Annotated in this window: 11 protein-coding genes; 8 read left to right on the top strand and 3 right to left on the bottom strand. The window is 64.9% G+C overall.

Annotated features, from left to right (window positions below; all coding sequences use genetic code 11):
- Positions 1 to 29 precede the first annotated feature (29 nt).
- The 4 genes from odhB to SE91_RS30885 are packed head-to-tail and all read left to right on the top strand — an operon-like array spanning position 30 to position 4,107.
- Positions 30 to 1,271: a 2-oxoglutarate dehydrogenase complex dihydrolipoyllysine-residue succinyltransferase gene (gene odhB, locus SE91_RS30900; RefSeq protein WP_060734495.1), complete on the top strand. Its 1,242-nt coding sequence runs from the start codon at positions 30 to 32 to the stop codon at positions 1,269 to 1,271.
- Between the two features lie 52 nt (positions 1,272 to 1,323).
- Complete coding sequence (locus SE91_RS30895) at positions 1,324 to 2,085, top strand: SDR family oxidoreductase (RefSeq protein WP_156490077.1); 762 nt, start codon at positions 1,324 to 1,326, stop codon at positions 2,083 to 2,085.
- Positions 2,086 to 2,141: 56 nt separating this feature from the next.
- Positions 2,142 to 3,542 carry a dihydrolipoyl dehydrogenase gene (gene lpdA, locus SE91_RS30890; RefSeq protein ID WP_061850341.1) on the top strand — a complete coding sequence of 467 codons (1,401 nt, stop codon included), beginning with the start codon at positions 2,142 to 2,144 and terminating at the stop codon, positions 3,540 to 3,542.
- 34 nt (positions 3,543 to 3,576) lie between these two features.
- Complete coding sequence (locus SE91_RS30885) at positions 3,577 to 4,107, top strand: hypothetical protein (protein ID WP_061850340.1); 531 nt, start codon at positions 3,577 to 3,579, stop codon at positions 4,105 to 4,107.
- 180 nt (positions 4,108 to 4,287) lie between these two features.
- Here SE91_RS30885 and SE91_RS30880 read toward each other — a convergent pair whose 3' ends face one another.
- Entirely contained in the window at positions 4,288 to 4,878 is a 591-nt protein-coding gene (locus SE91_RS30880; RefSeq protein ID WP_061850339.1) for a DUF4337 domain-containing protein, read from the bottom strand.
- A 102-nt stretch (positions 4,879 to 4,980) separates the two neighbouring features.
- Positions 4,981 to 5,946, bottom strand: a complete 966-nt coding sequence (locus SE91_RS30875) for a tyrosine recombinase XerC (protein ID WP_061850338.1) — start codon at positions 5,944 to 5,946, stop codon at positions 4,981 to 4,983.
- 123 nt (positions 5,947 to 6,069) lie between these two features.
- Here SE91_RS30875 and SE91_RS30870 point away from each other — a divergent pair, with 123 nt between their 5' ends.
- Positions 6,070 to 8,280, top strand: a complete 2,211-nt coding sequence (locus SE91_RS30870) for a primosomal protein N' (protein WP_061850337.1) — start codon at positions 6,070 to 6,072, stop codon at positions 8,278 to 8,280.
- A gap of 239 nt (positions 8,281 to 8,519) precedes the next feature.
- Here SE91_RS30870 and SE91_RS30865 read toward each other — a convergent pair whose 3' ends face one another.
- Positions 8,520 to 9,020 (bottom strand): septal ring lytic transglycosylase RlpA family protein, encoded by a 501-nt coding sequence (locus tag SE91_RS30865; RefSeq protein WP_061850336.1) that lies wholly within the window; start codon positions 9,018 to 9,020, stop codon positions 8,520 to 8,522.
- Between the two features lie 636 nt (positions 9,021 to 9,656).
- Here SE91_RS30865 and SE91_RS30860 point away from each other — a divergent pair.
- From SE91_RS30860 to SE91_RS30850, 3 genes are all read left to right on the top strand, one after another.
- A complete protein-coding gene (locus tag SE91_RS30860) occupies positions 9,657 to 10,217 on the top strand; it encodes a F0F1 ATP synthase subunit delta (RefSeq protein WP_061850335.1) in 561 nt (186 codons plus the stop codon).
- A complete protein-coding gene (atpA, locus tag SE91_RS30855; RefSeq protein ID WP_060734500.1) occupies positions 10,217 to 11,746 on the top strand; it encodes a F0F1 ATP synthase subunit alpha in 1,530 nt (509 codons plus the stop codon). The genes SE91_RS30860 and atpA overlap by 1 nt, the downstream gene beginning before the upstream one ends.
- 143 nt (positions 11,747 to 11,889) lie before the next feature.
- Positions 11,890 to 12,762 carry a F0F1 ATP synthase subunit gamma gene (locus SE91_RS30850; protein WP_061850334.1) on the top strand — a complete coding sequence of 291 codons (873 nt, stop codon included), beginning with the start codon at positions 11,890 to 11,892 and terminating at the stop codon, positions 12,760 to 12,762.
- The last annotated feature ends 27 nt before the right edge of the window (positions 12,763 to 12,789 follow it).

The following is a 12,789-nucleotide window of genomic DNA, read 5'->3' as shown; positions in this document are numbered from 1 at the left end:
CGCGACTGCGATCCCTAAGGACAAAGACCATGACTGAAATTCGTGTGCCGACGCTCGGCGAATCCGTCACCGAGGCCACCATCGGCCGCTGGTTCAAGAAGGCCGGCGATCCCGTCGCCGTCGACGAGCCCTTGGTGGAGCTCGAAACCGACAAGGTCACCATCGAAGTCCCCGCGCCCTCAGCGGGCACGCTGAGCGAGATCATCGCCGCCGATGGCGCCACCGTCGCGGTCGGCGCGCTGCTCGGCCAGATCACCGATGGTGCCGGCGCGACCAAGCCCGCTGCGGCTCCCGCCAAGCCAGCCGCTGCTCCGGCACAAGCTGCGGCTGCCGCGCCGGCCCCGGCTGCTGCGAAGGCGCCGCCTGCTGACGCGCCCCTTGCTCCGTCCGTGCGCAAGCTCTCCGCCGAGAGCGGCGTCGATGCCTCGACCGTTCCGGGCTCCGGCAAGGATGGCCGCGTCACCAAGGGCGACATGTTAGCTGCGATCGAGCGCGCGGCCTCGGCGCCGACCCCGGTCAACCAGCCCGCTGCCGCCGTGCAGGTGCGTGCGCCGTCGCCGGCCGATGACGCTGCCCGCGAAGAGCGCGTCAAGATGACCCGGCTGCGCCAGACCATCGCCCGCCGTCTCAAGGACGTGCAGAACACCGCGGCCATGCTCACGACCTTCAACGAAGTCGACATGACCAACGTCATGGCGTTGCGGGCGCATTACAAGGACGCGTTCGAGAAGAAGCATGGCGCCAAGCTGGGCTTCATGGGCTTCTTCACCAAAGCCGTCGTGCAGGCGCTGAAGGACATTCCGGCGGTCAACGCCGAGATCGACGGCAGCGATCTGATCTACAAGAACTATTACCACATCGGCGTCGCCGTCGGCACCGACAAGGGCCTCGTCGTGCCTGTCGTCCGCGACTGCGACCACAAGTCGATCTCCGACATCGAGAAGGGCATCGCCGATTTCGGCCGCCGCGCCCGTGACGGCCAGCTCAAGATCGACGAGATGCAGGGCGGCACCTTCACCATCACCAATGGCGGCATCTACGGCTCGCTGATGTCGACTCCGATCCTGAACGCGCCGCAGTCCGGCATCCTCGGCATGCACAAGATCCAGGAGCGGCCGATGGTGATCGGCGGCAAGATCGAGGTCCGCCCGATGATGTATCTGGCGCTGTCCTACGACCACCGCGTCATCGACGGCAAGGAAGCCGTCACCTTCCTGGTTCGCGTCAAGGAGAGCCTGGAAGATCCGGCGCGCCTCGTGCTCGATCTCTGATCCCTGATGCATTGCGAGCGCCGTCGCCATGCGCGGCGGCGCATGTCCAACTATGGAGGCGCGCGTGACGGATAAGGTCGTTGTCATCACCGGCGGCAGCCGCGGCATCGGACGGGCGACCGCGCTTGCAGCGGCCGCGCGCGGCTATCGTGTCGTGGTCGGCTACGCCAGCAACAAGAAGGCCGCCGACGAGGTGGTCGCGCAGATCGAGGCCAGCAACGGCAAGGCCGTCGCGGTGAAATGCGATGTCGCCGAAGAGCGCGACATCATCGACCTGTTTAGGGAAGCCGACAAGTTCGGCACCCTCGGCGCGCTCGTCAACAATGGCGGCATCGTCGGTACCAGCGGCGTGCGCGTCGACGAGATGTCGGCCGAGCGCATCCAGCGCGTGCTGGCGGTTAACGTCACCGGCTCGATCCTTTGCGCGCGCGAAGCGGTGAAGCGGATGTCGACCAAGCACGGCGGCAAGGGCGGCGTCATCGTCAATCTGTCGTCGGTTGCGGCCAAGTTGGGTGCACCCAACACTTACGTCGATTATGCCGCATCAAAGGGCGCGATCGATTCCTTCACCACCGGCCTCGGCTATGAGGTTGCAAACGAAGGTATTCGCGTCGCTGGCATTCGCCCGGGCCTGATCGATACGGAAATTCACGCCTCGGGCGGCGAACCCGACCGGCATCACCGCCTCGCCCACATGGTGCCGATGAAGCGCGTTGGTACCGCTGATGAAATCGCCAATGCCATCCTCTGGCTGATGTCGGACGAGGCTTCGTACATCACCGCAGCCACTCTCGATGTGTCCGGCGGACGCTGACTCGCCGGCGGTCGCCGACACATCCTCATCACGTTAAACTCACGGGACTTCCTCTCATGGCTACCTACGATCTCGTCGTCATCGGCACCGGACCGGGCGGTTATGTCTGCGCGGTGCGCGCAGCCCAGCTCGGCATGAAAGTCGCCGTGGTCGAAAAGAACGCAACGCTTGGCGGCACTTGCCTCAATGTCGGCTGCATGCCCTCGAAGGCGCTGCTGCACGCCTCCGAGATGTTCGAGGAAGCCGGTCATTCCTTCGCCAAGATGGGCGTGAGCGTGTCCGCGCCGAAGCTCGAACTGCCGGCGATGATGAACTTCAAGCAGCAGGGCATCGACGGCAACGTCAAGGGCGTCGAGTTCCTGATGAAGAAGAACAAGATCGACGTGCTCAAGGGTACCGGCAAAATCATCAGTGCCGGCAAGGTCGAAGTGTCGGCCGACGGCAAGTCGCAGGTGGTCGAGACCAAGAACATCGTCATCGCTACCGGCTCCGACATCGCGCGCCTCAAGGGCATCGAGATCGACGAGAAGCGTGTCGTGTCGTCGACCGGCGCGCTGTCGCTGGACAAGGTCCCCGGCAAGCTGCTGATCGTCGGCGCCGGCGTGATCGGTCTCGAGCTCGGCTCGGTGTGGAAGCGCCTCGGCGCCGAAGTCGTCGTGGTCGAATTCCTCGACCGCATCCTGCCCGGCATGGACGGCGAGATCGCCAAGCAATTCCAGCGCATCCTTGAGAAACAAGGCTTTGCGTTCAAGCTCGGCGCCAAGGTCACCGGCGTCGACACCTCCGGCAAGACGCTGAAGGCGACGGTCGAGCCCGCCGCCGGCGGCACGGCGGAGACATTGGAAGCCGACGTCGTCCTCGTCTGCATCGGCCGCGTGCCCTACACCGACGGGCTCGGGTTGAAGGAAGCCGGCGTGGCGCTCGATCCGCGCGGCCGCGTGCAGATCGATCCGCATTTCGCCACCAGCCTGAAGGGTGTCTATGCCATCGGCGACGTCGTTGCAGGCCCGATGCTTGCGCACAAGGCCGAGGACGAAGGCGTCGCGGTCGCCGAGATCATCGCGGGACAAGCCGGCCATGTGAATTACGATGTCATTCCAGGCGTCGTGTATACCACGCCTGAAGTCTCCTCCGTCGGCAAGACCGAGGAGGAACTCAAGCAGGCGGGTGTGGCTTACACGGTCGGAAAGTTTCCGTTCACCGCCAATGGCCGTTCCAAGGTCAACCAGACCACTGACGGCTTCGTGAAGATTCTCGCGGATGCGAAGACCGATCGCGTGCTCGGCGTGCACATCATCGGCCGCGAAGCCGGCGAAATGATCCATGAAGCTTGCGTTCTCATGGAGTTTGGCGGCAGTGCGGAAGATCTCGCGCGCACCTGCCACGCGCATCCGACCCGCTCGGAGGCCGTCAAGGAAGCCGCGCTTGCGGTGGGCAAGCGGGCCATCCATATGTAAGGACGCGCCCAGCACGGAAGCGGACGGGAAACATATGCTGCGCCGCCTTCTTCAACCACTTTGGGTCCTGCTGGCGATCGTCTTCCTGATCGAAGCTTGGCTGTGGGACCATCTCGAGCCGATCGTCGCCAAGGTCGTCGCAGCCATCCCGCTGGCGCGCTTCAAGCAATGGCTGACGGAGCGCGTCGATGCGCTGTCGCCGGCCATGACGCTGCTTGTGTTCGCGGTCCCGGTCATCCCGCTGTTTCCACTCAAGCTCGTCGGCCTGTGGCTGCTCGCGCACGAATACTGGACCAGCGCGGTCTTCACCATCGTGTTCGCGAAGCTTCTCGGCGTCGGCGTCACCGCCTTCGTGTTCGACGTGACGCGCGCCAAGCTGCTGGAGATGCGTTGGTTCGAGCGGATCTATGATCTGGTGCTGAAGGTGCGCGCCAAGGCTGCCGCCCTGGTCGACCCGATCAAGCGGCGCATCCGGGAGCTGATCGCTGGGGACGGCGAAGGCTGGTCGTCACGCACGCTGCGCATGATCCAGCGCTTTCGGAAGAGCGTGCACCAGGCGCGGTAGAGTCCCGCCGCTTGTACACTGTTATCGCCTCATACTCGCTGTCATTGCCCGCGAAGGCGGGCAATCCAGTATTCGAGAGGCAGCGAGGCTGGAACCGAGGTGTCGCCGCGTACTGGATGCCCCGCCTTCGCGGGGCATGACACTGTCTGTGTGGCGGACGCGGGTTTGTCCGCATCACCCTCAATGCAAATGCAACAGATGCGGCCACCACAGGCCGAGCGCGGTCATGATCAGGCCGGCGACCGTCAGCACGCCGCCGACATAGGCGAGCGCAATCATGCCGGTGATGATGGTGGCCGACGCCAGCACGATGCCGATCTGGAAGGCGGCCGAGGCCAGCTCGAAATGATGGTATTTCGCGGTCGCCTCGTCGCGGGCGTGCTCGGCATGCTTGGCCTTGTCCGCGAGCTGCTCGGTGCCTTCGCCGGTCTCGGGCTCGGAGCGGTAGCGCTGCGCGGTCTTGGTCCAGTCGTCGACCTGCTTCTGCACCGCTGCCTTCATGGCGTCGTCGCTCGTGCCGCCCAGCGTCAGCTTGCCCTGTTCGGCTGCGGTCAGCACCACGGTGCGGCGAATGCTCTTGGCCTGGAAGAACGCCCAGAGATTGGCGGCCTCGACGTTCTTGCTGATCGATTCGGTCTGGGCGCCCTTGCCGAGCGTCTCCGAGATCGCCAGAAACAGCGCCAGAACGGCAATCAGGAGCGCGATCTTCTTGTTCGAGCCGGACGCGTGTTCGGCGTGCTCCGCATGCTCCATGCTTTCATGTGCGCTCATGATTCCCCTCTTGGTCGGTTCCGCAACGATTGAACGAACCGCATGCGCCGCGCAAGAGGCACGCACGCTGTGACAGCTTCATGTCAGGATTCGACGGGCTATTCAGCGCCGCGGATGCGCGTTTGCATAGACTTCGAGCAGACGCTCGGAATCGATGCCGGTATAGACCTGCGTGGTCGAGAGCGAGGAATGGCCGAGCAGTTCCTGGATCGCGCGCAAGTCGCCGCCGCGCGAGAGCAGATGCGTGGCAAAGGAATGCCGAAGCGCGTGCGGCGTGGCGCTGTCCGGCAGGCCGAGCGCGCCGCGCAGCCGCTCCATCGCGAGCTGGATGATGCGCGGGCTCAAGGGGCCGCCGCGCGCGCCGACGAAGATCGGGCCGTCCGCGGGCAGCGGGTACGGGCACATCGCAACGTAGTCCTGCACCAGCTCCAGCACGTTCTGGAGCACGGGCACCATGCGCGTCTTGTTACCCTTGCCTGTCACGATCAGCACGTCGCCTTCGCCGGGCCGCGGCACCTCGCGGCGCTTCAGGCCGAGCGCTTCGGAGATGCGCAGGCCCGAGCCGTACAGCAGCGCCATCACCGCGGCATCGCGGGCCAGGATCCAGGTCTCGCGTTCCTCGCCGGCGCGCTCGTCGGCATCGGCAAGGCGTTTTGCTGAGGCCATCGGCAACGGCTTCGGCAGCGACTTGGCAACCTTGGGTGCGCGGATCGCGGAGAGCGCGCCGACCTTGCCCTTGCCCTCGCGCTCCAGAAATCGTCCGAATGATCGCAAGCCCGCCAGCGCGCGCATCAGGCTGCGGCCGGCAATGTCGTCGGCGCGGCGCATCGCCATGAAGGCGCGCACGTCGGTCGCCTCCAGCGCCGCGAACCGTGCCAGCGTCACGCGCTCGCCCCAATGGCTGCAAAGGAAATCCAGGCATTGCCGCAGGTCGCGGCCATAGGCCTCCAGCGTCTTCGGCGACAGCCGCCGCTCGGCGCCGAGATGCGACAGCCAGCGCGCCATCTCCTGCGCAATCGAGGGATCGGCGCTGGCGAGCTCGATGTGAGGTGTGGCGGCTTTGCTCATGCGCTCTGGACGGATTGATTCCGCTCAGTATATCGCATCACACCCGTTTACTGTTCGCTAAGGCCGCCCCGGGGCGCTAGCCTTGACACGCCAGGTTCCGATTCTCCCTTCCAAAGACTGTTGATGGACCATTCGTCGCGCAGCACGACCCCTTCCGCCAACGCGACCCGCATGGTCGACGTGCTGGTGCCGGTCGCGCTCGACCAGACCTATTCCTACAAGATCCCGCGCGGCATGGAGCTCAAGGCCGGCGATCTCGTCGGCGTGCCGCTCGGCCCCCGCGAGGTGCTGGCCGTTGTCTGGGGCGAGAACGCCAATCCCGATCCGCGCCTGCACAACCGCCTCAAGGAGGTCAGCGAGAAGCTCGACGTCCCGCCGCTCAAGCCCGAGCTGCGTTCGGTGGTGGACTGGGTCGCCAATTACACGCTGAGCCCGCGCGGCATGGTGCTGCGCATGTGCCTGCGCATGGCCGAGAATCTCGGCCCCGAGCGGGTCCGTCCTGGCGTGCGCCTAGTCGGCGATCCCCCCAAGCGCCTGACACCGGCGCGCCAGCGCGTGATCGCGGTGCTGTCGGACCGGCTGCTGCACGGCAAGTCCGAGGCCGCCAAGGAGGCCGGCGTCTCCACGGGCGTGATCGACGGCCTCGTCGACGAGGGCACCCTCACGGTCGAGGCGATGCCGCCGCCGGCGCCGCCGCCCGCCCCCGATCCGGAGTTCGGTCGCCCGGATTTTTCGCCGCTGCAACGTGCCGGCGTCGATGCGATGCGCGCGCTCGCGGCCAACGGCACCTTCCACGTCGCGCTGCTCGACGGCGTCACCGGCTCGGGCAAAACCGAGGTCTATTTCGAGGCCGTTGCAGAAACGATCCGCCGCGGCAAGCAATCGCTGATCCTGATGCCGGAGATCGCGCTGACCGGCCAGTTCCTCGACCGTTTCGCGCAACGTTTCGGCGTGCGGCCGATCGAGTGGCATTCGGAGCTGACGCCGCGCACCCGCGCGCGCAACTGGGCGGCGATCTCAACAGGCACCGCGCCCGTCGTGGTCGGCGCGCGCTCGGCGTTGTTTCTCCCTTACGCCAATCTCGGCCTCATCGTGGTCGATGAAGAGCACGATCAGGCCTACAAGCAGGACGAGGGCGTGCATTATCACGCCCGCGACATGGCGGTGGTGCGCGCGCATATCGCCAAGATTCCGATCGTGCTGGCCTCGGCCACGCCCTCGGTCGAATCCGAGGTCAATGCGCGCAAGAACCGCTATCAGCGCATTGCGCTGCCCTCGCGCTTCGGTGGCCAGCACATGCCGCATATCGAGGCCATCGATCTGCGCCGCGAGCCGCCCGCGCGCGGCCGCTTCATCTCGCCGCGGCTTGCGGGCGAGATCAAAACTGCGATCGAGCGACGCGAGCAGGCGCTATTGTTCCTCAATCGCCGCGGCTATGCGCCGCTGACCCTGTGCCGCGCCTGCGGCCATCGCTTTGCCTGCACCATCTGCGATGCCTGGCTGGTCGATCATCGCTTTCGCCAGCGCCTCGTCTGTCATCATTGCGGCTTCTCGATGCCGCGCCCGCATCTCTGCCCGCACTGCTCGGCGGAGGAATCGCTGGTCGCGGTCGGGCCCGGCGTCGAACGCCTGCAGGAGGAGGCGGCGGCGCTGTTCCCGGAGGCGCGCACCATGGTGCTTTCGAGCGATCTCATCACCTCGATCGAGACGATGCGAAGCGAGCTTGCCGAGATCGCGGAAGGCCGTGTCGACATCATCATCGGCACGCAGCTCGTCGCCAAGGGCCACAATTTTCCGCGGCTCAATCTGGTCGGCGTGGTCGACGCGGATCTCGGCCTTAGCAATGGCGACCCGCGCGCGGCGGAGCGCACCTGGCAATTGCTCAACCAGGTGATCGGCCGCGCCGGCCGCGAGCAGGGCCGCGGCGTCGGCTATCTCCAGACCCACCAGCCCGACCATCCCGTGATGAAGGCGCTGATCGCCTGCGACCGCGAGGCCTTCTATGACAGCGAGATCGACCTGCGCGAGAAGACGCTCTATCCGCCGTTTGGCCGGCTCGCGAGCCTGATCATCTCCGCCGGCGACCGTCCGACCGCGGAAGGTTTCGGCCGCAAGCTGGTGGCGCTGGCGCCGCGCGACGAGCGCGTGGTGGTGCTCGGCCCGGCCGAGGCGCCGCTCGCGGTGATCAAGGGCCGCTACCGCTTCCGCATCCTGGTCAAATCGGCGCGCGGCTTCGATCTGTCCGAGTACCTGCGCAACTGGCTCGCGGCGTGCCCGAAGACCACGGGCAATCTGAAGCTCGAAGTCGACGTCGATCCGCAGAGCTTCTTGTAGGGTTGCGCACACTCTCTCCACGCAATGACGGAGCCAAACAACGCCTGTAGCCCGGATGGAGCGAAGCGCAATCCGGGGCAAGTCGATCCGCGCACGAAGACCCCGAATTACGCTTCGCTCCATCCGGGCTACGAAACGGCCGAACAAAAAAAGCCCGCGGTCCCCCAAGACCGCGGGCTTGCTTCATGCGCGCATCAAACTGATGAAAATTGCGCGAAGGAAGGCGCTGGAAGAGCGCCTTAGATGACTTCCGCGGTGACGCGGCCGACGCCGCGACTGGTGAGGCCGATGGCGCGGGCGGCACCCGTGGAGAGGTCGAGCACACGGCCGCGAATGAACGGGCCGCGGTCATTGATGGTGACGACGACGCTTTGGCCGCCATGGGTGACGCGCAGCTTGGTGCCGAACGGCAGCGAACGGTGCGCGGCGGTCATGGCGTTCTGGTTGAAGCGCTGGCCCGAGGCAGTCTTGCTGCCGGACTCGTTGCCATAGAAGGAGGCGACCCCGGAGAAGCTGCGGCCGGTGCCTGCGGTCGGCGTCATCGACGCATTGGCGTTACGCCAGTCGGCGGTCGCGTTGGTGTCGACCTGGGCGTGGTGGCGGTGATGATGGTGGTGACGGTGATGCCTGGATTTGGCGGAAGCCTCGGTGGCAGTTCCACCGATAAGGAGAGTTGCGGCAACGAAAGCAATCGCAGTGCGGGGCCGGGTCACAGAGCCCAGCGTCTTCAAAGACAGCATTTATCAGTCCCTAAGCTAGTATTGCCACATGTGTGGCAAGTGGAGCCCCCATCAGTTTGTGAGCGGGACCGCGTTTCGATTCCTAATGAGGCGTGAATTGGGCAGTAAATCTGCTCTGTGTCGCCTTGAAACATCTTGTTACCGGCAGCCGATATTCAGCGTTAAGTTCGAAATCTTCGGCTTTAACGATTTATTAACCTCACGAATACTTTCTATTATTGTAAAGCAAAGTCTTGGCGGCCGCTGTTTAGAATTGAGTAAGTATTCGGCGTGTGGAACTCGCAGTGCCGGATTCACGGCTCAGCGATCCGTGTTCATGGCGGCTATGCGCTGGGGGCAGGAACGAAACGCCGCGGTGCTGACCAAGCTCTCGGCAATTCCGTGACGTGGCAGGTCGCCCCTCGTGTCGTCTCGAAGTGCGACGAACTGGCGACAGAACCCGATGCCTTTAATTTGGCGTCATGTTGCACCTGCGCACCCGCTATGTTAGCAAAGCCGCGATTTTAACGAGCCCGGCACCTCCCGTGCTGGCCGGAAATCGAAGTCCCGCTTGAATTCCAAGGGCTTGGATCGCTAGGCGCCGCGTCGTGGCGACGGTTTTTCCCTTGCGAGTTTGACAGCAAAAAGAGCGCGTCTGTGGCTGCAGAAGATACGTCCGTTTCCGGTGTGTCCGGCCGTTATGCAACGGCCTTGTTCGAGCTGGCTCGCGACCAGAAAGTGGTCGACGAGGTCAAAGCCGATCTGGGTAAATTCGATGCCTTGCTGAGCGAAAGCGCCGATCTGAAGCGCCTCGTCCGCAGCCCGGTGTTCGCCGCCGACGCCCAGTCCAAGGCGCTGACGGCCGTGCTGGACAAGGCGGGCATCGCCGGCATCTCCGCCAACTTCCTCAAAGTGCTGACCGCCAATCGCCGCTTGTTTGCGGTGGCCGACATCGTCCGCGACTACCGCATCCTCGTCGCCAAGTTCAAAGGCGAGACGACGGCCGACGTCACGGTGGCGGAAGCGCTCTCCGACAAGAATCTCGACGCCCTCAAGGTTGCCCTGAAGTCGGTGACCGGCAAGGACGTCGCGCTGAACGTGAAAGTCGATCCCTCGATCATCGGTGGCCTCGTCGTCAAGCTGGGCAGCCGCATGGTGGATGGTTCGCTTCGCACCAAACTCAATTCGATCAAGCACGCGATGAAAGAGGCAGGCTGATGGACATCCGCGCCGCGGAAATTTCCGCGATCCTCAAGGACCAGATCAAGAATTTCGGCCAGGAAGCTGAAGTCTCCGAAGTCGGACAGGTGCTGTCCGTCGGCGACGGTATCGCCCGCGTCTATGGTCTGGACAACGTCCAGGCCGGTGAAATGGTCGAGTTCGAGAACGGCACCCGCGGCATGGCGCTGAACCTCGAAACCGACAACGTCGGCGTCGTCATTTTCGGTGCCGACCGCGAGATCAAGGAAGGCCAGACCGTCAAGCGCACCCGCGCCATCGTGGACGCGCCGGTCGGCAAGGGCCTGCTCGGCCGCGTCGTCGACGCGCTCGGCAACCCCATCGACGGCAAGGGTCCGATCCAGGCCGAGAAGCGCATGCGCGTCGACGTCAAGGCGCCCGGCATCATTCCGCGCAAGTCGGTGAACGAGCCGATGGCGACCGGCCTCAAGGCGATCGACGCCCTGATCCCGATCGGCCGCGGCCAGCGCGAGCTGATCATCGGCGACCGTCAGACCGGCAAGACCGCGATCGCGCTCGACACCATCCTGAACCAGAAGCCGCTCAACGCGCAGCCGGACGAGAACATCAAGCTGTACTGCGTCTACGTCGCGGTCGGCCAGAAGCGTTCCACCGTCGCCCAGTTCGTGAAGGTGCTGGAAGAGCAGGGCGCGCTCGAATACTCGATCGTCGTCGCCGCCACCGCTTCGGATCCGGCGCCGATGCAGTACATCGCGCCCTTCACCGGCTGCACCATGGGCGAGTACTTCCGCGACAACGGCATGCACGCGGTCATCATCTATGACGATCTGTCCAAGCAGGCCGTCGCCTACCGCCAGATGTCGCTGCTGCTGCGCCGCCCGCCGGGCCGCGAAGCCTATCCCGGCGACGTGTTCTATCTGCACTCCCGCCTGCTCGAGCGCGCGGCGAAGCTGAACAAGGACATGGGCTCGGGCTCGCTGACCGCGCTCCCGGTCATCGAAACCCAGGCCAACGACGTGTCGGCCTACATTCCGACCAACGTCATCTCGATCACCGACGGTCAGATCTTCCTGGAAACCGACCTGTTCTTCCAGGGCATCCGTCCGGCCGTGAACGTCGGTCTGTCGGTGTCGCGCGTCGGTTCGTCGGCGCAGACCAAGGCCACCAAGAAGGTCGCCGGCAAGATCAAGGGCGAGCTCGCGCAGTACCGCGAAATGGCGGCGTTCGCGCAGTTCGGCTCGGACCTCGACGCCTCGACCCAGCGCCTGCTCAACCGCGGCTCGCGCCTCACTGAACTCCTGAAGCAGCCGCAGTTCTCGCCGCTGAAGATGGAAGAGCAGGTCTGCGTGATCTGGGCCGGCACCAACGGCTATCTCGATCCGCTCCCGCTCAACAAGGTGCGCGCGTTCGAGGACGGCCTGCTCTCGCTGCTGCGCGGCAAGCACGTCGACATCCTCAATTCGATCCGCGACAGCCGCGATCTCTCCGACGATACTGCTGCAAAGCTGAAGTCGGTGGTCGAAGGCTTCGCGAAGGGCTTCTCGTAAGAACGCCGTGATGGCCGGGCTCTGCCCGGCCGTCCACCTGCGCTGCGTGAGACGAAGACGTGGATGCCCGGGACGAGCCCGGGCATGACGACTGAGATAGGCTAACGGCTTGATCCGAGGGATCGAACCGTCGGGGACGAAGAATGGCGTCACTTAAAGACATGCGCGTCCGCATCGCCTCCACCAAGGCGACGCAAAAGATCACCAAGGCCATGCAGATGGTCGCGGCCTCCAAGCTGCGCCGCGCGCAGACCGCCGCGGAAGCGGCGCGTCCCTATGCCGACAAGATGACCGCGGTGATCTCCAACATCGCCAGCGCAGCCGTCGGGTCGCCCGGCGCGCCGGTGCTGCTGGCCGGCACCGGCCGGGATCAGGTGCATCTGCTGCTGGTCTGCACCGGCGAGCGCGGCCTGTCCGGCGCCTTCAACTCCTCGATCGTGCGCTTGGCGCGCGAGCGCGCCCTGGCGCTGATCGCGCAGGGCAAGGAAGTGAAGTTCTTCTGCGTCGGCCGCAAGGGCTACGAGCAGCTCCGCCGCCAGTTCGACAAGCAGATCGTCGAGCACATGGATCTGCGCAGCGTCCGCCAGCTCGGCTTCGTCAACGCCGAGGAGATCGCCAAGAAGGTTCTGGCGCGGTTCGACAACGGCGAGTTCGACATCTGCACGCTGTTCTTTGCGCGCTTCAAATCGGTGATCGCGCAGATCCCGACCGCCCAGCAGGTCATCCCGCTGGTCGTCGAAGAGGGCGGTGCCGCCAACACGACGTCTTACGAATACGAGCCGGAAGAGGACGAGATCCTCACGCGTCTTCTGCCGCGCAACCTCGCGGTCCAGATCTTCCGCGCGCTGCTCGAGAACAACGCCTCGTTCTACGGCGCGCAGATGAGCGCGATGGACAACGCGACGCGCAACGCCGGTGAAATGATCCGCAAGCAGACGCTGGTCTACAACCGCACGCGTCAGGCGCAGATCACCAAGGAACTGATCGAAATCATCTCGGGTGCCGAGGCCGTCTGACCAAGGCGCTTCAACACCCATCACACG

Origin of the sequence: Bradyrhizobium sp. DOA1, from assembly GCF_001593325.1 — a bacterium.
Lineage (GTDB): Bacteria > Pseudomonadota > Alphaproteobacteria > Rhizobiales > Xanthobacteraceae > Bradyrhizobium.
Note: the sequence above shows the minus strand (reverse complement) of the source record. Positions and strands in the feature narration are given on the sequence as shown.

Coding starts and splice junctions, on each gene's coding strand:
- odhB (WP_060734495.1), top strand. CDS start 30: ATGACTGAAATTCGTGTGCCGACGCTCGGCGAATCCGTCACCGAGGCC.
- SE91_RS30895 (WP_156490077.1), top strand. CDS start 1,324: ATGGAGGCGCGCGTGACGGATAAGGTCGTTGTCATCACCGGCGGCAGC.
- lpdA (WP_061850341.1), top strand. CDS start 2,142: ATGGCTACCTACGATCTCGTCGTCATCGGCACCGGACCGGGCGGTTAT.
- SE91_RS30885 (WP_061850340.1), top strand. CDS start 3,577: ATGCTGCGCCGCCTTCTTCAACCACTTTGGGTCCTGCTGGCGATCGTC.
- SE91_RS30880 (WP_061850339.1), bottom strand. CDS start 4,878: ATGAGCGCACATGAAAGCATGGAGCATGCGGAGCACGCCGAACACGCG.
- SE91_RS30875 (WP_061850338.1), bottom strand. CDS start 5,946: ATGAGCAAAGCCGCCACACCTCACATCGAGCTCGCCAGCGCCGATCCC.
- SE91_RS30870 (WP_061850337.1), top strand. CDS start 6,070: ATGGACCATTCGTCGCGCAGCACGACCCCTTCCGCCAACGCGACCCGC.
- SE91_RS30865 (WP_061850336.1), bottom strand. CDS start 9,020: ATGCTGTCTTTGAAGACGCTGGGCTCTGTGACCCGGCCCCGCACTGCG.
- atpA (WP_060734500.1), top strand. CDS start 10,217: ATGGACATCCGCGCCGCGGAAATTTCCGCGATCCTCAAGGACCAGATC.
- SE91_RS30850 (WP_061850334.1), top strand. CDS start 11,890: ATGGCGTCACTTAAAGACATGCGCGTCCGCATCGCCTCCACCAAGGCG.